Source organism: Dokdonella aquatica (genome assembly GCF_051987395.1).
In the GTDB taxonomy this organism is placed as follows: Bacteria; Pseudomonadota; Gammaproteobacteria; order Xanthomonadales; family Rhodanobacteraceae; genus Dokdonella.
The window spans coordinates 4,718,575-4,740,856 of the sequence record NZ_CP197094.1 but is presented as its reverse complement, the minus strand read 5'-3'; the positions used below and the strand labels follow the sequence as shown (position 1 = coordinate 4,740,856).

The following is a 22,282-nucleotide window of genomic DNA, read 5'->3' as shown; positions in this document are numbered from 1 at the left end:
TCCGCATCGACGATGCGGCATGCTGCTCCGGCGATCGGGCCGATGCGTGGCGACGACATGGCGGCGCGCGGCCTTCGCCGCGCGCCGCGGAGCCGATCAGATCACCCCGAGCGCGCGGCCGACCTTCGTGAACGCCTCGACCGCGCGGTCGATCTGCGCCGGCGTGTGCGCGGCGCTCATCTGCGTGCGGATACGCGCCTGGCCTTGCGGCACGACCGGGTAGAAGAAGCCGATCACGTAGATGCCTTCCTCGAGCAGGTCGGCGGCGAAACGCTGGGCGAGCTTGGCGTCGTGCAGCATGACCGGCACGATCGCGTGGTCGCCCGGGCGCAGTTCGAAACCGGCCTCGGCCATGCCGGCGCGGAAGCGCCGTGCATTGGCCTCGACGCGGTCGCGCAGCTCGGTCGAGCGCGACAGGATCTCGAACACCTTGAGGCTCGCCGCGACGAGCGGCGGCGGCAGCGTGTTGGAGAACAGGTACGGGCGCGAGCGCTGGCGCAGCAGGTCGATGATCTCGCGGCGACCGGTCGTGAAGCCTCCGGAGCCGCCGCCGAGCGCCTTGCCGAGCGTGGACGTGTAGACGTCGACCTCGTCCATGACGCCGTGCAGTTCGGCCGAGCCGCGGCCGGTCGGGCCGACGAAGCCGGTCGCGTGCGAATCGTCGACCATGAGCAGCGCGCCGTGCTTCTTCTTGAGCGCGACGATCTCGTCGAGCTTCGCGATGTAGCCGTCCATCGAGAACACGCCGTCGGTCGCGATCAGGCGCGTGCGCTTGCCGGAGGTCTCGACGAGGTGCTTCTCGAGCTCGGCCATGTCGCCGTTGGCGTAGCGACGACGCTCGGCCTTGCACAGCCGGATGCCGTCGATGATCGAGGCGTGGTTGAGCGCGTCGGAGATCACCGCGTCCTCGTCGGACAGGATCGTCTCGAACAGGCCGCCGTTGGCGTCGAAGCAGCTCGTGTAGAGGATCGTGTCCTCGGTGCCGAAAAACGCCGAGATTTCGGCCTCGAGGCGCTTGTGCAGGTCCTGAGTGCCGCAGATGAAGCGCACGCTGGCGAGGCCGAAGCCGTGCGTGTCGAGGGCGAGCTTGGCGGCCTCGATCACCTCGCGGTTGTCGGCGAGGCCGAGGTAGTTGTTCGCGCAGAAGTTGAGCACCTCGCGGCCGTCGGTGGTGCGGATGGCCGAGGACTGCGGCGTGGCGATGATGCGCTCGGTCTTGAACAGGCCTTGCTCGCGGATCGAGTCGAGTTCGGCGGCGAGGCGGTCGCGGATGGCGGTCTGCATGGGGCGTTCCAGGGGCGTCGAGGCGAAACCGCGATTGTCCCGCAAAGCGCCGGCCTGCGCAGCCGCGGACCGGTGGGCGCGCTAGACTCGGTGATCTGTCACCGCCGGGAGTCGTTCGTGAAGTCGTCCGCCTGCTTGCTGCTCGCCTTGCTCGCGTTGCCCGCGATGGCGTCCGCCGCGCCGCGAGAGGCCGATCCGGCCTATCTCGCGACGATCGTCGACGATTTGCCGCCTTCGCTGCCGCGCGATCTCGCCGCGCACGAGCGGGGCCTCGCGCGCCCGTCGGTGCCGATGCGGCCGATGGCGCCGCCGGCCACGAAGCCGCGTGCGCAGGCCGAGTACGAGGCCAACCACGGCATCCTGATCCGCTGGGGCAACTACAACGCGCTGCACACGTCGATGGTCGTGCCGCTGACCACGGCCGAGCCGCCGTCGGACGTCTGGGTCGTCGTGGCCAATGCGTCGCAGCAGGCCTCGGCGACGACGGTGCTGCAGAACGGCGGTGCCGACATGGCGCACGTGCACTTCACGATCGCGGCGACCGATTCGGTGTGGATCCGCGATTACGGTCCGCGCTACATCGACGACGACGGCCGCCGCGCGATCGCCGACCACACCTACAACCGGCCGCGCCCGAACGACAACGCGTTCCCCGGCGTGTTCGGCACGCAGACCGGCGAGACCGTCTACGCGATGCCGCTCGTGCACGGCGGCGGCAACTTCCATCTGTTCCGCGATCGCGAGGCGTTCATGACGCGGCTGATCGTCAACGAGAATCCGTCGTTGACCGAGCAGCAGATCCTCGACACCTACCGCGACTACCAGGGCCTCGAGGTCACGCTGACCGATCCGTTCCCGTCGACCTACGACTCGACCCAGCACATCGACATGTGGATGCTGCCGCTCGGCGACGACAAGGTGCTGATCGGCGAGTACGCGGCGGGCGAGGGCGGCGGCGTCCCTAGGACCGTCACCGAGGCGACCGCGACGCTGATGCAGTCGAGAGGCTACACGGTCTACCGCACGCCGGGCTGGCGCACGGGCGGCGCGCATTACACATACACGAACGCCGTCATCGTCAACAACGTCGTGCTGACCTGCCGGTTCGGCGGCAGCAATGCGACACGGGACGCCCAGGCGAAGGCCACGTTCGAGGCTGCGCTGCCCGACCACGCGATCGTGCAGGTCGACTGCAGCGGCATCATCGGCCAGGCCGGCGCGATCCACTGCATCGTCATGCACATGCCGGACCTGCTGTTCGGCGCGCGCTTCGAGACGCCGTGACGGCTGCGCCGCGTCGATCAGCGTGCCGACAGCGCCTGCAGCCGTTCGGCCGGCGCGCGCAGGTGGATGCTCCAGCCGCGTGAGGTGAGCTCGCGCTGCGTGCGCATCGTCGCCTCGCCGCTGACGAGGATGCTCTTTCGCGCGCGTCGGAACGCGTCGTTGTCGATGAACTGCTCGACCTCGACTGTCCACGGCAGGTAGTCGACCGGCAGCGGCAGCACGCGCTCGCCGTCTGCGGCGTCGTAGGCGAGGCCCGACCCGATCGTCAGCAACGTGCCGCCGTGTGCACGCTCGCCGAGTCCGCGCGCGAGCAGCTTGAGCGCATTGACGACGAAGCGCGCCTCGAGTTCGCTCGAGGCCGTCATCGCGAGTTCGAGCAGCGCGTCGCCGCCGCTCGCCGGCCTGAGGTCGTCGAGTGCGTCGAGCAGGGCGGTCTGCAGCGTCGGCGTGAACACGCCGCGGCGCAGGAACTGGCGCATGAGCAGTTCGTCGCGCGCGTAGGCGGCCAGGCGTGTCGCGTTGCGTTCACGGATCTGGTCGGGATCGAGCTTCCAGACGATGTCGTTGATGCGCGTGCCCTGGTCGATGACGAGGCCGGCGGTCCCGCCGACCGCACCGATCGCACCCGTCGCCGCGAAGCGCCCGCCCGAGCCGACCCAGGCGAGATCGTCGAGGCGCTCGCGCACGTAGGGATTGCTCGTGTACGGATCGATGCCGAGGCGCTCGGCGAGCTCGCGCTTGACCTGGCTGTACTTGACCTGCCGCTTGATCTCGCGCTCGATCTCGGCGCCGGCACGGTCGTACCAGCGCTTGTCCTTCTTCGCCGGCGCGTCGGCCTGTTCCTGCGCGACGCTGCGTGCCTCGGTCATCGGGCCTTCGTCGCGCGGATACGGATTGCCGTCGGTACCGAGCTGGCGCGCGGCGCGGTCCGAGAGTTTCTGCGCGCGCTCGCCGAGCTTGCGCAACTGGTTGCCGAAGTAGCGCGCGACGCCCATCGGCAACCCCACGAGCGTGTCGATCGGGTGGCCGAGCACCTGACCGAGGCCGCGCGCGGTGCGACCCAGCGCGTCACCTGCGGCGGACGTGAAGGCCTCCGACTTCGTCACCTCGTCGAGGGCCTCGAGCGCGGGCAGCTCGGCGACGCGGTCGGCAAGGATCTCGACACTCTCGGCGTGGATAACGCCGACCGGCGTATCGAGCGTGAAATGGGCCATGTAGCCGCGGATCTCCACGTGCGGATCCACCTGGAAGCCGGGTCCGGACAGCAGCGCCGCCGGCGCGAGCGACACGGCGTCGAGCACGGGTTCGAGCTCGTGCTTGTCTTCGGCCTGCGCCGTCGGCGCGAGGCACGCGAGCGCGAGGGGCAGCAGCCATGGCAGGTGGGCAACGCGAGTCATCCGCACATGGTCCCAGATCCGCCGTGAACCGGGAACTGAATCCGTGCCCTGCGGGCCACGCGGAGCGGGTGTCGAGACGCCGCCGGAGACGTGCAGCAGCGCGGTGCCACGGCGCGCGTGCTTTTCCGGACTGCACGGAGCGGGCGGCACCGGCTCCATGCCTCGTGATTCTGCGAGGTGCGGGCCGAAGGCGGGGGATTGCGTCGCCTTAAGGGCGATCCCGTTGCATTTCGGTGGCATGACGGGGGGCGACCACGGGCCACCTCGGCCGGATCGGTGTCGGCGCACACGCCGCGAGGTTCGCGCCTTCGGAGGGGCGACCCGGGCTGCATCGCACGGAAGATGGTATACATGTATACGCAAGGATGTCGGCGCGAAATCGCGTCGAGGGGAGCTTCATGGATTCGATGCACCAGGTTCAGGCCCGGAGGGGCACCTCGCACGCGGCGCGCGCCTCCGGCATGTGCGCGTCGCGAGGATCGTGCGAAGCCGCTCGTTCGGCATGCGTGATCCGCTGCGTCGAGATCGAGGAGTGCTCGTGCGCGCGCGAGCCCGGGACACAGCGTGATCGCGCAACGCGTGCACACGGACTGGGCGAGGCTGCCCGCGCGGTCGATGTATCGGCGTCGTCGCGTTCTTCATCGTGCGGCGACGCGCCGCGCGCGAGATGCTTGCATAGCGCACGGAAATCGTGCGCTAGACAACCAATTCTCATTTTTGTGAACGGATGCGCATTCCACATGTTCCCGCTGGCACGCGCGCTGCTCCGCGCCAGGTGTCGCCGACGCCGACGACGATGCCATGCGGTACCGCCGTCACGCTCCGCGTCCGTTTCTGACACATCCGCGCACTTTCTTTCGTATCCCGCTCACGGCGTGAAAGGAAGCACATCCGAGTCGTCGCGTTCCGCGCGCCGACCCTGACCGATGAGGTACTCCCATGGAACCTGCGAAGAAGAGAAGCCTCCGCCGCAACGCGGCAGGATGGCTGATCGCATCGCTACTCTCGACACCCGCCTTCGCGGCGGCCGATGTCACGCTTTCCGTCACGGGCCCCGCCAGCGCTCCGCTCGGCGTGACCACGAGTGGTTACAGCACCACGCTCGCCAATCAGGGCGACACGATCACGCCCGAGAACGTGCGTGTCGTGTTCGAGGTGCAAGGCCCCGGTCCGCTCGCGGTCGGTGATGTGATCGGCGAGTTCGAGCGTCCGATCGGCTCGGGCAACTTCACGCCGATGACGCTCGTGCCGTGCGGCGCGAACCTGTGCGGCGACTACGGCGAGGCCGAGACCTACCCGTTGCCGGCCGGCTACACGGTCACGATGCCGATGCGCAGCACGTTCCATCGCGCTGGTGCACATACGCTGACGATGCGCGTCGTCGGCGCGACCAGCGGCGACATCTACGCGACCGATTCGCTGTCGGGCACGATCACGGCGCCGTCGATCACGCTCGGCATGACGGGCCCCGCCGACGTCCAGCGCGGCATCCCGACGACAGGCTACTCGTCGTCCCTCGCCAACAACGGCGACGGCGCGACGAACGAGAACGTCAAGGTGCGTTTCGAGATCTCCGGTCCGTCTTCGCTCGCGGTGGGCGACGTGGTCAGCGAGTACCAGGTGTCTCCGGGCAACTTCGCACCGATTCCGCTGGCCGTCTGCGGCAGCAACCTGTGCGGCGACTTCGGTCCGGCCGCGGGCTTCCCGGTTCCGGCCGGCTACAGCGCGACGACGGCGCTGCGCAATACCTTCCGGAAGGCCGGCGCGCACAGCGTCGCCGCGAGCGTCATCGGCGTGTCCAGCGGCATCGTCTACGCCGACGACACGCTCGCGAGCACCGTGCGTGCTCCGGATGTCGCTCTGTCGCTTGCAGGCCCGGCGACGGCCTCGCTCGGCGTGACCACGACGGGCTACAGCACCACGCTCGCCAACAACGGCGACGGGATCACGCCCGAGAACGTGCGTGTCGTGTTCGAGGTGCAGGGGCCGGGTCCGCTCGCGGTCGGTGATGTGATCGGCGAGTTCGAACGTCCGATCGGCTCGGGCAACTTCACGTCGATGACGCTCGTGCCGTGCGGCGCGAACCTGTGCGGCGACTACGGCGAGGCCGAGACCTACCCGTTGCCGGCCGGCTACACGGTCACGATGCCGATGCGCAGCACGTTCCATCGCGCTGGTGCACACACGCTGACGATGCGCGTCGTCGGCGCGACCAGCGGCGACATCTACGCGACCGATTCGCTGTCGGGCACGATCACGGCGCCATCGATCACGTTTGATGTCAACGGTCCGGCCACTGCCGACAAGGGTGTCGCGACGCCTGGTTTCTCGTCGACGCTGAAGAACGAAGGCGACGGTGCGACGACCGAGAACGTCAAGGTGCGCTTCGTGATCTCGGGCGCGCAGGCGCTGACGGCTGGCGATGTCGTCTCCGAGTACCAGGTGTCTCCGGGCAACTTCGCTCCGATCCCGCTGACGGTGTGCGGCAACAATCTCTGCGGCGACTTTGGTCCGGTCGCAGGCTTCCCTGTCCCGGCCGGCTATGACGCGACCACGGCACTGCGCAACACGTTCAACACGTCCGGTGTACACACGGTCGCCGCTTCGGTGATCGGCGCCACGAGCGGTGACGAGTACGCGACGGCGTCGTCGTCGACGACGGTGCGTGCGCCGGATGTCGCGCTGTCGCTCGCAGGACCGGCGACGGCCTCGCTCGGCGTGGTGACGACCGGCTACAGCACCACGCTCGCCAACAACGGTGACGGCATCACGCCCGAGAACGTGCGTGTCGTGTTCGAGGTGCAAGGCCCCGGTACGCTCGCGGTCGGTGACGTGGTCGGCGAGTTCGAGCGTCCGATCGGTTCGGGCAACTTCACGCCGATGACGCTTGTGCCGTGCGGCGCCAACCTGTGCGGCGATTACGGCGAGGCCGAGACCTATCCGCTGCCGGCCGGTTACACGGTCACGATGCCGATGCGCAGCACGTTCCATCGTGCAGGTGCGCATACGCTGACGATGCGCGTCGTCGGCGCGACCAGCGGCGACATCTACGCGACCGACTCGCTGTCGGGCACGATCACGGCGCCCTCGATCACGTTTGATGTCAACGGTCCGGCCACTGCCGACAAGGGTGTCGCGACGCCTGGTTTCTCGTCGACGCTGAAGAACGAAGGCGACGGTGCGACGACCGAGAACGTCAAGGTGCGCTTCGTGATCTCGGGCGCGCAGGCGCTCACGGCTGGCGATGTCGTCTCCGAGTACCAAGTGTCTCCGGGCAACTTCGCTCCGATCCCGCTCACGGTGTGCGGAAGCAATCTCTGCGGCGACTTCGGTCCTGCGGCGGGTTTCCCGGTTCCGGCCGGCTACGACGCGACGACGGCGCTGCGCAACACGTTCAATACGGCAGGCGTGCACACGGTCGCGGCGAGTGTGATCGGCGCCACGAGCGGCGACGAGTACGCGACCGCGTCGTCGACGACGACGGTGCGTGCTCCCGATCTCTCGCTCGCGGTGAACGGCCCGGCCACTGCCGACAAGGGTGTCGCGACAGCCGGCTTCTCGTCGACACTCAAGAACGAAGGTGACGGTGCGACGACCGAGAACGTCAAGGTCCGCTTCGTGATCTCGGGTGCGCAGGCCCTCGCGGCCGGCGACGTGGTCTCCGAGTACGAGCTGTCGCCTGGCGTGTTCGGTCCGATCCCGCTCACGGTGTGCGGCGGCAACCTCTGCGGCGACTTCGGTCCGGTCGCAGGTTTCCCGGTTCCGGCCGGCTACGACGCGACGACGGCGCTGCGCAACACGTTCAATACGGCGGGCGTGCATACGGTCGCGGCCAGCGTGATCGGCGTGGACAGCGAGGACGAGTATGCGAGCGCCTCCTCGACGACGACGGTCGTCGCGTCCGACGTCGCGATCGCGATGACGGGGCCGGCGACGGTCGATCGCGGCGTCGCGACGACGGGTTTCGCGTCGACGCTGACGAACGACGGTGACGGTGCAACGACCGGGAACGTCAAGGTGAGCTTCGAGATCGCCGGTCCGTCGGCACTCGAGGCGGGTGACGTCACCAGCGAGTACGAGACGGCGCCGGGTTCGGGCACGTTCGCGCCGATCCCGCTGGTCGTCTGCGGCAGCAACCTCTGCGGCGATTTCGGCCCCGCGGCGGGCTTCCCGGTGCCGGCCGGTTACGACGCGACGACGGCACTGCGCAATACGTTCGCGAAGGCCGGCACGCACGGCGTCACCGTGCGCGTGGTCGGTGTCGAGAGTGGCGACACCCTCGCGAGCGACACGTTCTCGACCGAGGTCGTGTCGGATGCGGCGACGCTCGAGAAGGTCGCCGGCGATGCGCAGAATGCACCGCAGGGCAGTGCGGTCGCGATCGCGCCGCAGGTGCGTGTCGTCGACGCGGGCGGTGGTCCGGTCGAGGGTGCGGTCGTCACGTTCACGGTCACCGCGGGCGGCGGCAGTGTCACGACGGCCTCGGTGCTCAGCGACGAGAACGGCCTGGCTGCGGTCGGCAGCTGGACGCTCGGCGCGTCGGTCGGCACGAACACGCTGACGGCCGGTGTCGACGGCATCGACTCGGCCGTGTTCACCGCCACGGCGACGGCGCATGCCGACATCGCGGTCACGCTGTCGTCGACGGCCGAAGCCGTGCGCGACGGTGTCCATCACAGCCACGTCGTCATCGTGACCAATGCGGGTCCGTCCGCGGCGCAAGGCGTCTCCGTGTCGCTGCCGATCCCCGACCAGCACGAAGCCGCCACGGCAACGTGGTTCTGCCACGCCGTGGCAGGAGCGACCTGCGCGGCGGCGGGCACCGGTGCGATCGACGAGACGGTCGATCTGCCGGTCGGTGCGTCGGTGGTGTTCCTGACCTCGTCGGTGGTCGATTCGGGTGGTGAGGACATCGTCGTCGCGACCGTCTCCGTGAGCCATGACGACGACCTGCAGCCGGCCAACGACGTCGCATCGGAGTCGACGCCGGTCGTGCTGTTCCGCAACAGCTTCGATCTCGGTGGCAATGGCGTGGTCAACGGCGTCGGTGGCGGTGTGGCATCGATGCTCGAGGGCGAAGGTCTCGTCGCGCTCGATCTCTCGACGCTCGTCGTCGACGGTCCGCTGTCGCCGCTCGCGCGTGGCGTGTCGAGCGATGGCGACGTGTTCGCGATCGATCTCGCGCACACGGTGTCGGGTCGCGTCGTGATCCTGCGTGGTGACGCGGCCGTGGCTCCGGCTTGGGGCTTGATGCCGAAGCAGGCGCAGGACCTGGTCCTCGGCATCGCGGGTGCAGATGGCCAGCGCCAGCTGCTCGTGCACGGTGCCGAAGGTGACCTCGCACTGTCGCTGTCGGGCGACGCGGCGATCCAGGTCATCGAAGCCTCGCGTCCACGCGACTGATGCGGTGATCCAGGGCGGGCGGCGGCGCGAGCTGCCGCCCGCTTTTTTTGTTTCCGGAACCTGTACGGCACCGCTGCACGCGCAAGGCCGGAGGTTCCCGCGGCGCATGGCATCGTCTACGCTGCGCGACCCGCCTCGCCGCAGGCACGCGCCGGACCCCGCCATGACGACGATGCCCTCCCACGATTCGATCCGCGCCGTGCTGTGGCGTGGTGACCGCCTGCGCCTGCTCGACCAGCGCCGCCTGCCGTTCGTCGAGGACTACATCGACTGCACGACACCGGCCGAGGTCGCCCAGGCCATCCGCGATCTCGTCGTGCGAGGTGCGCCCGCGATCGGCATCGCCGCGGCCTGGGGTGTCGTGCTCGCCGCGCGCCGCGGAAGCGACGCCCTCGCAGAAGCGCTGCCGATGCTGCGCGCCGCGCGGCCTACCGCGGTCAACCTCATGTGGGCGCTCGATCGCATGCAGCGTGCGATCGCCGCGGGTGCCGATGCGCTCGCACTCGAGGGCGAGGCGCAGGCGATCCAGGACGAGGATCTCGCCGCGAACCGGCACATGGGCGAGCTCGGTGCCGCGCTGCTCGGCGACGGCGTCGGCGTGCTAACGCACTGCAACACGGGCTCGCTCGCGACGGCCGGATTCGGCACGGCGCTCGGCGTCGTGCGTGCGGGCGTGTCGGCAGGACACATCACGCAGGTGTTCGCGGGCGAGACGCGCCCGTGGCTGCAGGGCGCGCGCCTGACCATGTGGGAGCTCGTGCGCGACGGCATCCCCGCGACGCTGATCTCCGACTCGGCCGCAGCGCACCTGATGGCCTCGGGCAAGGTGCAATGGGTCATCGTCGGTGCGGATCGCATCGCCGCGAACGGCGACACGGCCAACAAGATCGGCACGTACCAGCTCGCGATCGTCGCGCGCCACCACGGCGCGAAGGTCATGGTCGTCGCACCGTGGTCGACCGTCGACCTCGAGACGCCGACCGGTGCCGACATCGAGATCGAGCTGCGTGATCCGGCCGAACTGCTCTCGCACGCCGGACAGCGCACCGTCGTCGACGGCGCGGTCGCGTGGAACCCGGTGTTCGACGTGACACCGGCCTCGCTCATCGACGCGATCGTGACCGAGCGTGGCGTCGTGACCTCCCCGGCGACGTCGGGCATGCGCGGACTCGCCTGAGGTCTGCGGTGACGGCGTGCGTCCGTGGCGTCTCCGGCGATCAGCGGTGAAGCGGTGGTCTGCGATGCGTGGTACAGCCCCGAATGTTCAACCCGCGGCGGATGCACTACGCTCGCGCGCACTCCAGGCCAGGGACCGCCCGAGTCCGCCATGACGACGACCCTCGCGTGCGCTTTGTCCACCTTGCTCGCCTTGCCTCGCCACGTGAGACCCGACTGCAGCGTCGCGCGCGGGCCACGCGCATGACGCCGGCCCGCGAGCCCGTCCCGTCCGGCACGCGCCGGTTGCCGTCGCGCGAAATCCTGCTGTTCCTCGTCAGCGGCGCGCTCGGCTTCCTCGTCGACGCGTCGATCGTGCAGACGCTGGTCAGCGTCTTCGACATCAATCCCTATGCGGCGCGCGTGGTGTCGTTCCTGTGCGCAGCGAGCGCGACCTGGGCGTTCAACCGCCGCTACACGTTCGCCGGCAAGCGCCGCTATGCGAGCGCACGCGGCGAACTCGCGCGCTATCTCGTCGCCATGGTCGGCGGCTTCGCGCTCAACTACGGCACCTACGTGGCAGTGCTCGCGGCGATGCCGGTCGCCCATCGCTGGCCCGTCATCGGCGTCGCGGCCGGTTCGCTCGCGGGCGCCGTGCTCAACTACCTCACGTCGAAGTTCTGGATCTTCCGCGCGCGTGCGCAACCGGACGTACGCCCGCCGGCCTGATCCGCTTCGTCGCTGTTTCCTCGTCTCCGCAACCACCGCCGACACGGCCTTCCGGACGCGGTGAACGGGACCGGTGCACGCCTCCGAACCATGCCGTGGCGTGTCCGGACCGACACGGTGCCGGAGCCTTTCCAGGCATGCGCCGGCGGCAGCCCGCGCGGCGCGGGGGAGGGGGGGGATGTGCTAGAATTCCGCACTTGTGCCGCGCCCGCGGCAGCCCTTCAGTGCTCGCGCGGGCGAATCGCAATCCCCTGATTCCTATGGAAGAAATGCTCGATGGCTGAGTTCGCCAAAGAAGTCGTCCGCGTCAACATCGAAGACGAGGTCCGGCAGAGCTATCTCGACTACGCGATGAGCGTCATCGTCGGTCGCGCGCTGCCCGACGTGCGCGACGGACTCAAGCCCGTGCATCGCCGCATCCTTTTCTCGATGCAGGAATCGAGCACCGTCTGGAATCGCCCGTACGTCAAGTGCGCGCGCGTCGTCGGTGACGTGATGGGCAAGTACCACCCGCACGGCGACTCGTCGATCTACGACGCGCTCGTGCGCCTGGCGCAGGACTTCTCGATGCGCTACATGCTCATCGACGGCCAGGGCAACTTCGGCTCGGTCGACGGCGACAACGCCGCGGCGATGCGCTACACCGAGTGTCGCCTCGATCGCCTCAGCTCCGAGATGCTGGCCGACATCGACAAGGAAACGGTCGATTTCCAGCCCAACTACGACGAGAAGGAGCTCGAGCCGACGGTCCTGCCGGCGCGCATCCCGAACCTGCTCGTCAACGGCTCGGCCGGCATCGCGGTCGGCATGGCCACCAACGTGCCGCCGCACAACCTCTCCGAGGTGCTCGGTGCCTGCATCGCGCTGATCGACGATCCGGATCTCGGCTTCGACGACCTGCTGCGCATCGTGCCGGGCCCCGATTTCCCGACCGCCGGCATCATCAACGGCTCGGCGGGCATCGTCGAGGCGTACCGCACCGGCCGCGGCCGCATCCTCGTGCGCGCCAAGGCCGAGATCGAGGTCGAGGACAACGGCCGCGAGACGATCATCGTCACCGAGCTGCCGTACCAGGTGAACAAGGCGCGGCTGATCGAGAAGATCGCCGAGCTCGTCAAGGAAAAGAAGATCGAGGGCATCTCCGAGCTGCGCGACGAGTCCGACAAGGACGGCATGCGCGTGGTCATCGAGGTGCGCAAGGACGCGATGGGCGACGTCCTGCTCAACAACCTCTACCAGCAGACCCAGCTGCAGGTCACGTTCGGCATCAACATGGTCGCGCTGGTCGACGGCCAGCCGCGCACGCTCGGCCTGCGCGAGATCCTCGACGCGTTCCTGCGCCATCGCCGCGAAGTGGTCACGCGTCGCACGATCTTCGACCTGCGCAAGGCACGCGAACGCGCCCACATCCTCGAAGGCCTCACGGTCGCGCTCGCCAACATCGACGAGATGATCGAGCTGATCAAGACCTCGCCGTCGAGCGACGAGGCCAAGCAGCGCATGGTCGCGCGCCGCTGGGAGCCGGGCCTCGTGCGCGCGCTGCTCGCGGCATCGGGCGCGGATGCCTCGCGTCCCGAGAACCTGCCCGCGAGCATCGGCCTGTCCGACGCGGGCTACCAGCTTTCCGAGGCGCAGGCGCAGCAGATCCTCGAGATGCGCCTGAGCCGCCTGACCGGCCTCGAGCAGGAAAAGCTCACCGACGAGTACAAGGAGCTGCTCGGCACGATCGCCGGCCTCATCGAGATCCTCGAGGATCCGACGCGCCTGCTCGCCGTCATCCGCGACGAGTTCGTGTCGCTGCGCGAGGAGTTCGGCGACGCGCGCCGCACGATCATCCAGGCGAGCCAGGACGACATCGACATCCTCGACCTCATCGAGCCCGAGGACGTCGTCGTCACGCTTTCGCATTCCGGTTACGCCAAGCGACAGCCGGTCAGCACCTACCGCGCGCAGAAGCGCGGCGGCAAGGGCCGCTCGGCATCGGCGCTCAAGGACGAGGATTTCGTCGAGCGCCTGTGGATCGCCAACACGCACGACACGCTGCTCACGTTCACGAGCACGGGCCGCGTGTACTGGCTCAAGGTCTACCAGCTGCCCGACGCGGGCCCGAACGCGCGTGGCAAGCCGATCGTCAACCTGCTGCCGCTCGGCGCCGACGAGAAGGTGCAGGCGATCCAGCCAGTGCACGAGTACAGCGAGGACCGTTTCGTGTTCTTCGCGACGTCCAACGGCACGGTCAAGAAGACGCCGCTCACCGAATTCGCGTTCCAGCTCACCAAGGGCAAGATCGCGATCGGCCTCGACGAGGGCGATGCGCTCGTCGACGTGCAGATCACCGATGGCGAGCGTGACGTGCTCATGTTCGCCTCGAACGGCAAGGCCGTGCGCTTCGACGAAGGCAGCGTGCGCTCGATGGGCCGCACCGCGACTGGCGTGCGCGGCATGCGCCTCGCCGAGGGCGAGCGTGTCGTGAGCCTCATCGTCGCGGAAGGCGAGGGCGACATCCTTACCGCCACCGAGCGCGGCTTCGGCAAGCGCACCGAGCTCGGCGAATACCCGAAGAAGGGCCGCGGCACGCAGGGCGTCATCGCGATCCAGTGTTCGGACCGCAACGGCGCGCTGGTTGGCGCCGTGCAGCTCGACGACACCCACGAGCTCATGCTGATCTCGAACCAGGGCACGCTCGTGCGCACGCGCGCCGCCGAGATCGCGCGCGTCGGCCGCAACACGCAAGGCGTCACGCTGATCCGCTTGCCGACCGACGAGAACCTCGTCGGCGTCGTCCGCCTCGCGCCGCTCGGCGATGAAGGCGAGATCGAAGGCGACGGCGAAGCGGGTGACGCGGGCACCGAGGCTTCGACGCCGTCCGCGGACGAATGATCGATACGCTGGCCCGGCGGTTCGCCGGGCCGGTGTTGATGATGGACGAGGGTGTCGATGCGGTTGGGCCCCGCGTCATGTTTCATGGCGCCATGAGCCGCTTCGCACGCTTGTGATCGCGATGCTGCGGCCTTCGCACGCCGCAGACATCCCCATCACCGTCATCCCCGTGCCAGCCGGGATGCTCTGGAGCATCCGAGAGACGACAGGCGAGGTCCGTGTCTCCGAGTCGTCGTCCGTGACGGACCACGTGGCCTTGCGGGTTACGGGCTTCGATCCGCGCTCAAGGGGGTGACCAGCGCTTCGCGCTGTTGTGAGGCGTCTCCGGCTTGACAGCCATTCGACTGTTGAACGCCGCCAGGATGACGGTGATGCGAGGTGCCTTTTGCGCGGAGCTCATTCTGCTCAACCAGCTGACGCCTGACGAACTCCGCAAGGGCGACGGAAGCATCGGCGGCCACGAAGAAGACACCGTCATCCCGGCGCAAGCCGGGATCCCCTCGAGCATCGCAACGTGAGACAAGCTCCGGGAACGTGATCGGCGTGCGTACCGTCACGAAGCCGACGCGTCTTTCATGAAGCGCGACCTCGAGAGCAGCGTGCCGCGCTGTCGCGTAGTGCCGTCGACTTGCGCAGGATGACGACACGGCACGTGTCGGGCTCCGCTCCGACCGGAGCTCCGTACGCCGACACGGCCCTCCCGCGACGGCCGTGTCACGCCATGCGATCGCCTCAGGCCTTGTGCGCCTCGTGTGCCTGCTGCATCGCCTTCGAGGGTTCGTCGAGCTTGTCGCCGAGCAGGCGTCGCACGATCACGTAGAACACCGGGATCAGCAGCACGCCGAGGAACGTCGCGAACAGCATGCCGCCGATGACGCCGGTGCCGATCGAGTGGCGCGAGTTGGCGCCGGCGCCGCTCGACAGCGCGAGCGGCAGCACGCCGAGGATGAACGCGAGCGAGGTCATGAGGATCGGCCGCAGGCGCATGCGCGCCGCTTCGACGACGCCTTCGCGCAGCGTCTTGCCGGCCTGCTGCTGCTCGACCGCGAACTCGACGATGAGGATCGCGTTCTTCGCCGCGAGGCCGACCACGGTGATGAGGCCGATCTTGAAGTAGATGTCGTTCGGCAGGTCGCGCATCCAGGTCGCGAGGATGCAGCCGAGCACGCCGAGCGGCACCACGAGCAGCACCGATGTCGGGATCGACCAGCTCTCGTAGAGCGCGGCGAGGCACAGGAACACGACGAGCAGCGAGAGCGTGTAGAGCAGGGTCTGCTGGCCGCCCGACAGGATCTCCTGGTACGACATGCCGGCCCAGTCGAAACCGAAACCTTCAGGCAGCTTCTCGATGAGCCCGCGCATCGTGTCCATCGACTGGCCCGAGCTGTTGCCGGGTGCAGGATTGCCGACGATCTCGATCGCCGAATAGCCGTGGAAGCGCGCGAGCGACGGTGACGAGCTCGTCCACTCGGTGGTCACGACGCTCGACAGCGGGATCATGAGCTGGCCGCCACTCGAGGTCGTGGCCCCTTCCTGCGTCGTGCTCGCGAGCGTCGACGGCGTGTAGAACTGGCGGAGCGCGTCGGGGTTCGAGCGGAACTGCGCGTCGGCCTGCAGCATCACGCGCTTGACGCGGCCCTGGTAGAAGAAGTCGTTGACGTAGACCGGCGCGAACATCGACTGGATCGTGCCGTACACGTCGCTGACCGACAGGCCCAGCGCTTCCGCCTGGGTACGATCGACGCGCATCTCGAGCTGCGGTGCATCCTCGAGTCCGTTCGGTCGCACGGCGACGAGGCCGCTGCCGCTCGCGTTGGCGTCACCGAGCAGCTGGTTGCGTGCCTCGACGAGGCGCTCGTAACCGAGGCCGGCACGATCCTGCAGGAACAAGTTGAAGCCGCCGAACTGGCCGAGGCCCTGCACGGTCGGCAGGTTCACGACGAAGACCTGGGCGCCCTTGATCGACGCCACGGCCTTGTTGGCTTCCTGGATGAACTGCGTCGCGGTGGCGTCGCGTTCCTTCCAGTCCTTGAGCTTGATGAACGCCATGCCGACGTTCTCGCCGATGCCGAGGAAGCTGAAGCCCGAGATCTGCATCATCGACTGGTAGGCCTCGTTCTTGCCGAGGGTCTCGCGGATCTCGGCCATGACACCCTGGTTGCGCTCCATGGTCGAGCCCGGCGGCAACTGCACGATCGCCATCGCGTAGCCCTGGTCCTCCTCGGGCAGGAAGCCGGTCGGCAGCTTCGTGAACAGGAAGCCCGCGGTCACCGACAGCACGACGAACAACACCATCCAGCGCGGTGCATGGCGCACGGCGCTGCCGATGTGGCCGACGTAGGTCGTCGTCATCCAGTCGAAGAAGCGGTTGAACTGGCGGAACACGACATTCTGCTTGCGCGCCCCGTGGCCGTCCTCGCCGTGACCCGGGCCGTGCGTGGGCTTGAGGAAGGTCGCGCACATCGCCGGCGTGAGGCTCAGCGCGAGCAGCGCCGAGAAGCCCATCGATACCGCGATCGTGAGCGCGAACTGGCGGTAGATCTCGCCGGCCGCACCGGACTGCATCGCCGACGGGATGAACACCGCCGCGAGCACGACCGTGATCGCGATGATCGCGCCGGAGATCTGGCCCATGGCCTTGCGCGTCGCCTCGCGTGGCGAGAGGCCTTCCTCGGTCATGATGCGTTCGACGTTCTCGATCACGACGATCGCGTCGTCGACGATGATGCCGATCGCGAGGACCATGCCGAACAGCGAGAGCTGGTTGATCGTGAAGCCCAGCGCCATCATGCCGAGGAACGTGCCGAGCAGCGCGACCGGGATGACCAGCGTCGGGATGATCGTCGCGCGGAAGTTCTGCAGGAACACCAGCATGACGAGGAACACGAGCACGATCGCCTCGATCAGCGTCTTGACGACCTCGTTGATCGACAGGTTGACGAAGGTCGTGCTGTCGTAGGGCGTGAACCACACGACGCCGGGCGGGAAGCTCGGCGCGAGCTCGTCCATGCGCGCGCGTACCGCGTCGGCGACCTGCAGCGCGTTCGCGCCGGGCAGCAGCTGGATCGCGAACGCGGCGAGCGGCTTGCCGTCGTACTGCGTGTCGAAGCCGAAGTTGGTCGCGCCGAACTCGACGCGCGCGACGTCGCGCAGGCGCACCGTGCTGCCGTCGGCATTCGCGCGCACGATGATGTTCTCGAACTGGTCGGGCGAGGTGAAGCGGCCGTCGGCCGAGATCGTCGCCATGAACTCCTGGCCCGGCAGGGTCGGCTGCGAGCCGATCGAGCCGGCTGCAAACTGCACGTTCTGCGCGCGGATCGCCGCGGTCAGCTGGCCCGCCGACAGGCCGTACCCCTGCAGCCTGGTCGGATCGGCCCAGATGCGCATCGCGTACTCGGTGCCGAACTGCTGGGTCGCGCCGACGCCCGAGATGCGCGAGATCTGCTCGAGCACGCGCGAGGCGACGATGTCGTTGAGGCCGTTGCGGTCGATGCCGCCGTCGTCGGCGCGCAGGCCGACCACCATGAGGAAGCCCGCACTCGCCTTGGCGACGATCACGCCTTGCTGGTTCACCTCGGAAGGCAGGCGTGGAGCGGCCTGGCTCACCTTGTTCTGCACCTGCACCTGCGCGGTATCGGGATCGGTGCCGCTCTGGAACGTCACCGTGATCGCGACGCGGCCGTTCGAGCTCGACTGCGAGCTGAAGTACAGCAGGTTGTCGATGCCGGTGAGCTGCTGCTCGATGACCTGGGTGACGGTCTTCTCGGCGGTGTCGGCGCTCGCGCCCGGGTAGTTCGCGGTGATCGTGACCTGCGGCGGTGCGATGGCCGGATAGGACTCGACGCCGAGCCGGTAGATCGCGAGGACGCCGGCCAGCGAGATGAGGATCGCCACCACCCAGGCGAAGATCGGGCGGTTGATGAAGAACTGTGCCATGGGTCGCTCCTCAGGCCTTCGGCGCGCCGTTGCGCGTCCACGGCGTCGGCTTCACGGTGGCGCCGGCCTTGGCCTTCTGGATGCCGTCGGCGACGATGCGCTCGCCGGCCTTGATGCCCTCGGTGACGATCCATGCGTCGTCCTGCAGCGTGTCGGCCTTGACCGGACGGCGCTCGACCTTGTCGCCCTCGCCGACCACGAGCACGTACGCACCCTGCGCATCACGCTGCAGCACCGACTGCGGCACGCGCACGACACCGTTGAGCTCGCCGAGCGCGAGGTGGCCGGTCACGTACATGCCCGGCAGCAGCATGCGGTCCGGGTTGGCGATGCGCGCGCGCACCGCGATCGAGCCGGTGGCCGGATCGACGCTGACGTCGGAGAAGTCGAGCGTGCCCTTCTCGCCGAGCGGCGAGCCGTCCTGACGGGTCAGCTGCACTTCGGTCTTGTTCGGCTCGAGCAGGGTCACCGCGCCGCTCGCAGCCGAGGCACGCAGGCGATCGAGGTCGGCCGCGCTCAGCGTGAAGTTCGCGTACAGCGATTCGATCTGGTCGACCGTGGTCAGCAGCGTCGCGCTGCCCTGGCCGACGAGCGCGCCTTCGGTCACGCGCTGCTGGCCGGCGCGACCCGCGATCGGCGCGCGCACGGTGGCGTAGCCGAGGTTGATGCGCGCGCCCTGCACGGCGGCCTGGGCCTGCTGCACCTGCGCGGCGGTCGTGCGCTCGTTCGCTTCGGCGTTGTCGAAGTCCGAACGCGACACGTAGTTCTTCTCGATCAGTTCGCGGGCGCGGTTCGCCGCGGCCTTGGCGTTCGCGGCCGCGGCGCGTGCCTGCGACAGCGCGGCCTCGGCTGAGGCGAGCTCGGCCTTGAGCGGATCGGGATCGATCTCGAACAGCACGTCGCCCTCGGCGACGTCGTCACCTTCGGTGTAGACGCGCTTGAGCAGCACGCCGCTGACGCGTGCGCGCACGTCGGCGCTGCGCAGCGGCGAGAGGCGTCCGACGACCTCGCGCACGAGCGGCACGTTGGCGACTTCGGCCTGCATCACGCCGACCTCTGCGGGCGGTGGAGGCGGGGCATCTTCCTTCGTCTTGCAGGCGGCGAGCAGGGCACCCGTGGCGAGCAGGGTGGCGATACGGAGAGGGCGGTTCATGAGAACGTCCTGGAAAGCGGGGAAGGGGATTCGGGGGTGTAGGCACGCAGGAAGGCGTCGACCGCGCGCACGGCCCAGGCGCGGCGTGCCTGCGGGGTGCGGCGACGCGGCTGACCGAGCAGATGGCGATCGAGTTCGATGCCCGAGCACAGGCCCATGAACAGTTCGGCGGCCGCTGCGGGATCGTCGCGGCGCATCTCGCCGCGCGCCATCGCGGTGGCGAACACGCGCGCGAGGCGCGCGCAGATCGCCTCGGCACCGCCTTGCAGCAGCGCGGCGGCTTCGCGCGGGAAGCGCTGGGCCTCGGCGATCAGCATGCGCCGGCGTGCCGTGGTCTCGGTTTCCGAGAGCGTATCGGCATGCGAACGCGCGAACGCGAGCAGGCGTGCACGCAGGTCGCCGTCACCGTCGTCGAGGTTCGCGGCGATCGACTCGACGAGATCGCCGACGACGAGGCGGAACAGGCCTTCCTTGCTGCCGAAGTGTGCGTACACGGTCTGCTTGGAGCAGCCGGCGAGCTTCGCTACGGCGTCCATGCTGATCGCGTAGCCGTGCTCGAGCCACAGCGTGCGTGCGGCATCGCGCATGCGCTGGTGGCGATCGGGAGCGACGGCGGGAGCGGGCGGCGACGTCATGCGTCTTGGACTGTACCGTCCAGTATAGGAATAGGAATTCTAGGCTGCGGGCCATTTCGCGCAAGTGACTTCCGGCATGGTGCGCCGCAGCGGTTCATGTTCCGGTGCGGTAGAAGACAGCCAGACGATGGAACGAATCGGGTAGCATCCACGGGCGCGTCCGCCCTCGCGGCACGCCGCCATCCGCCTGCCCCGCCAGCCGGTAGCCCCGACGCGCGCGTTCTTTCCAGACGAGCAGGTCCACGATGCCCCGCAGCGACGCCGCGATGCCGACCGCATCCCGCGCCGGACGATTCGAAGCGCCCTCCGGCGCGACGACCCTGACGATCGACGCGCTGCGTCGCCGTTACGACGGCCGCACCGTGCTCGATGCCGTGAGTTTCGAGGCGGCCGCCGGCGAGACCCTGTGCGTGCTCGGCCACTCGGGTTGCGGCAAGACCACGCTGCTGCGCCTCGTCGCGGGGCTCGAAGTCCCCGACGGCGGTCGCGTGCTGATCGGCGGCGAGGAGGTGTCGGCGTCGGGCCGCCTCGTGCCGCCGGAGCGGCGCGGCGTCGGCCTCGTGTTCCAGGACTACGCGCTGTTCCCGCACCGCGACGTGCTCGACAACGTGCGCTTCGGCCTGCGCGGCGTGCCGCGCGAGCGCGCCGATGCGATCGCGCGCGGCCTGCTCGACACGGTCGGCATGGCCGCGCACGCGCATGCGTATCCGCACACGCTCTCGGGCGGCGAGCAGCAGCGCGTCGCGCTCGCACGCGCGCTCGCGCCGTCGCCGCGCGTGCTGCTCATGGACGAGCCGTTCTCGAATCTCGACCGCCGCATGCGCGACCGCGTACGCGACGAGACCATGGACGTGCTGCGCACGGCCGCGACGACGACGCTCGTGGTCACCCACGATCCCGAGGAGGCGATGCGCATCGCCGATCGCATCGTGCTGCTGCGCGACGGTCGCGTCGAGCAGATTGGCACGCCGCAGGCACTCTGGGACGAGCCGGCCTCGCTGTTCGCGGCACGCTTCTTCGCCGACTGGAACGAACTGCCCGCGACCAGCACGGGGGGGCGCGTCGAGACGCCGCTCGGCACGTTCGCGGCACCGTTCGCCGACGGCACGCGTGTGCGTGCCTGCATCCGCCCGCAGGCCTTCCGCATCGACGCCGGCGGCATGCCCGCGCGCGTACTCGCGCGCCTGCCGCTCGGCGACAGCGAGCAATGGCGCGTCGCCGTCGACGGCCTCTCCGCGCCGCTCGTGCTGCGGCTTGCGCCGGGCCACGACGTCGCCGACGGCGCGCTCGTCGCGCTGCGCGTCGATGCCGGCGGCGTGCGCGTGTATCCCGAATCCGATTCCACACCCCGACAGGAGACGTCACGATGACGACGACACCCTTCCGCCGCCGCTGTGCGGTCCTGCTCGCCGCGCTGTGCGGCAGCGTCGCCGCGTCCGCGCACGCCGCCGGCGAAGTCAACGTCTACACGACGCGCGAACCCGGCCTGATCCAGCCGCTGCTCGACGCGTTCACGAAGGCACGCGGCATCAAGGTCAACACCGTGTTCGTCAAGGACGGCCTCGCCGAGCGCGTCGCCGCCGAAGGCCGCCGCTCGCCGGCCGACGTGCTCATGGCCGTCGACTTCGGCAACCTCATCGACCTCGTCGACAAGGGCGTCGTGCAGCCGACGAAGTCGAGCGCTCTCGAGGCCGCGATCCCGGCCAACCTGCGCGACGCCGATGGTCGCTGGTTCTCGCTGTCGATGCGTGCGCGCGTGCTGTACGCGTCGAAGGACCGGACCAATCTCACGAGCTTCACCTACGAGGATCTCGCCAAACCCGAGTGGAAGGGCAAGATCTGCATCCGCTCCGCCCAGCACCCGTACAACACCGCGATGATCGCGGCCTACATCGCCCACCACGGCGAGGCCGAAGCCGAGACCTGGCTGCGCGCGGTCAAGGCCAACCTCGCGCGCAAGCCGGGCGGCGGCGATCGCGAGGTCGCGCGCGACATCCTCGGCCAGATCTGCGACATCGGCATCGCCAACTCGTACTACGTCGGCCGCATGCGCAGCGGCGACGGCGGTCCCGAGCAGAAGACCTGGGGTGACGCGATCAACGTCGTGCTGCCGACCTACGCGGGCCACGGCACCAACGTGAACGTTTCGGGTGCCGGCATCGCCGCGCACGCGCCGAACCGCGACAACGCGGTCGCGCTGCTCGAGTACCTCGTGTCCGAGGAAGCCCAGGCGATCTACGCGAAGGGCAACTACGAGTACCCGATCAGGAAGGGCGCCGCGATCGACCCGATCATCGCGAGCTTCGGCACGCTCAAGCAGGACGACATCGACCTCGGCGCGATCGCCAAGCACCGCAAGGCCGCCAGCCTGCTCGCCGAGAAGGTCGGCTTCGACAACTGATGCACGCGACGCGCGACGCCGGCAG

At 68.9% G+C, this 22,282-nt stretch carries 13 protein-coding genes; 8 read left to right on the top strand and 5 right to left on the bottom strand.

Annotated elements, in window-relative coordinates:
• Positions 1 to 96 precede the first annotated feature (96 nt).
• Positions 97 to 1,284 carry a glycine C-acetyltransferase gene (gene kbl / locus ACQQ2N_RS21070; RefSeq protein WP_440223543.1) on the bottom strand — a complete coding sequence of 396 codons (1,188 nt, stop codon included), beginning with the start codon at positions 1,282 to 1,284 and terminating at the stop codon, positions 97 to 99.
• A 117-nt stretch (positions 1,285 to 1,401) separates the two neighbouring features.
• Here kbl and ACQQ2N_RS21065 point away from each other — a divergent pair, with 117 nt between their 5' ends.
• Positions 1,402 to 2,568 carry an agmatine deiminase family protein gene (locus ACQQ2N_RS21065; protein WP_440223542.1) on the top strand — a complete coding sequence of 389 codons (1,167 nt, stop codon included), beginning with the start codon at positions 1,402 to 1,404 and terminating at the stop codon, positions 2,566 to 2,568.
• 17 nt (positions 2,569 to 2,585) lie between these two features.
• Here ACQQ2N_RS21065 and ACQQ2N_RS21060 read toward each other — a convergent pair whose 3' ends face one another.
• Entirely contained in the window at positions 2,586 to 3,965 is a 1,380-nt protein-coding gene (locus ACQQ2N_RS21060; RefSeq protein ID WP_440223541.1) for a hypothetical protein, read from the bottom strand.
• 939 nt (positions 3,966 to 4,904) lie between these two features.
• Between ACQQ2N_RS21060 and ACQQ2N_RS21055 the strand changes: the two genes are divergently transcribed.
• The 5 genes from ACQQ2N_RS21055 to ACQQ2N_RS21035 all read left to right on the top strand — a co-directional run bounded on the left by ACQQ2N_RS21055 (position 4,905) and on the right by ACQQ2N_RS21035 (position 14,650).
• Positions 4,905 to 9,368, top strand: a complete 4,464-nt coding sequence (locus tag ACQQ2N_RS21055) for a hypothetical protein (protein ID WP_440223540.1) — start codon at positions 4,905 to 4,907, stop codon at positions 9,366 to 9,368.
• A 163-nt stretch (positions 9,369 to 9,531) separates the two neighbouring features.
• On the top strand, positions 9,532 to 10,545 hold the full coding sequence (gene mtnA, locus ACQQ2N_RS21050) for an S-methyl-5-thioribose-1-phosphate isomerase (RefSeq protein WP_440223538.1): 1,014 nt from the start codon (positions 9,532 to 9,534) through the stop codon (positions 10,543 to 10,545).
• A gap of 242 nt (positions 10,546 to 10,787) precedes the next feature.
• The gene (locus tag ACQQ2N_RS21045) at positions 10,788 to 11,252 is read left to right on the top strand and encodes a GtrA family protein (RefSeq protein ID WP_440223537.1); all 465 of its coding nucleotides are present in this window, start codon (positions 10,788 to 10,790) and stop codon (positions 11,250 to 11,252) included.
• Positions 11,253 to 11,528: 276 nt separating this feature from the next.
• Positions 11,529 to 14,132 (top strand): DNA gyrase subunit A, encoded by a 2,604-nt coding sequence (gyrA, locus tag ACQQ2N_RS21040; RefSeq protein ID WP_440223536.1) that lies wholly within the window; start codon positions 11,529 to 11,531, stop codon positions 14,130 to 14,132.
• 347 nt (positions 14,133 to 14,479) lie between these two features.
• Positions 14,480 to 14,650, top strand: a complete 171-nt coding sequence (locus ACQQ2N_RS21035) for a hypothetical protein (RefSeq protein WP_440223535.1) — start codon at positions 14,480 to 14,482, stop codon at positions 14,648 to 14,650.
• A gap of 214 nt (positions 14,651 to 14,864) precedes the next feature.
• On the opposite strand, the gene ACQQ2N_RS21030 is transcribed toward ACQQ2N_RS21035, so the two are convergent.
• Genes ACQQ2N_RS21030 through ACQQ2N_RS21020 form a run of 3 tightly spaced genes read right to left on the bottom strand, consistent with a single transcriptional unit; the run spans position 14,865 to position 19,856 of the window.
• Positions 14,865 to 18,068, bottom strand: coding sequence for a multidrug efflux RND transporter permease subunit (locus ACQQ2N_RS21030; protein ID WP_440223534.1), 3,204 nt, complete (start codon positions 18,066 to 18,068; stop codon positions 14,865 to 14,867).
• Positions 18,069 to 18,078: 10 nt separating this feature from the next.
• Positions 18,079 to 19,221, bottom strand: a complete 1,143-nt coding sequence (locus ACQQ2N_RS21025) for an efflux RND transporter periplasmic adaptor subunit (protein WP_440223533.1) — start codon at positions 19,219 to 19,221, stop codon at positions 18,079 to 18,081.
• Positions 19,218 to 19,856: a TetR/AcrR family transcriptional regulator gene (locus tag ACQQ2N_RS21020; RefSeq protein WP_440223532.1), complete on the bottom strand. Its 639-nt coding sequence runs from the start codon at positions 19,854 to 19,856 to the stop codon at positions 19,218 to 19,220. Before ACQQ2N_RS21020 ends, ACQQ2N_RS21025 begins: the two co-directional genes overlap by 4 nt.
• Before the next feature lie 245 nt (positions 19,857 to 20,101).
• Here ACQQ2N_RS21020 and ACQQ2N_RS21015 point away from each other — a divergent pair, with 245 nt between their 5' ends.
• A complete protein-coding gene (locus ACQQ2N_RS21015) occupies positions 20,102 to 21,226 on the top strand; it encodes an ABC transporter ATP-binding protein (RefSeq protein WP_440223531.1) in 1,125 nt (374 codons plus the stop codon).
• On the top strand, positions 21,223 to 22,257 hold the full coding sequence (locus tag ACQQ2N_RS21010; RefSeq protein ID WP_440223530.1) for a Fe(3+) ABC transporter substrate-binding protein: 1,035 nt from the start codon (positions 21,223 to 21,225) through the stop codon (positions 22,255 to 22,257). The genes ACQQ2N_RS21015 and ACQQ2N_RS21010 overlap by 4 nt, the downstream gene beginning before the upstream one ends.
• Positions 22,258 to 22,282: the final 25 nt, after the last annotated feature.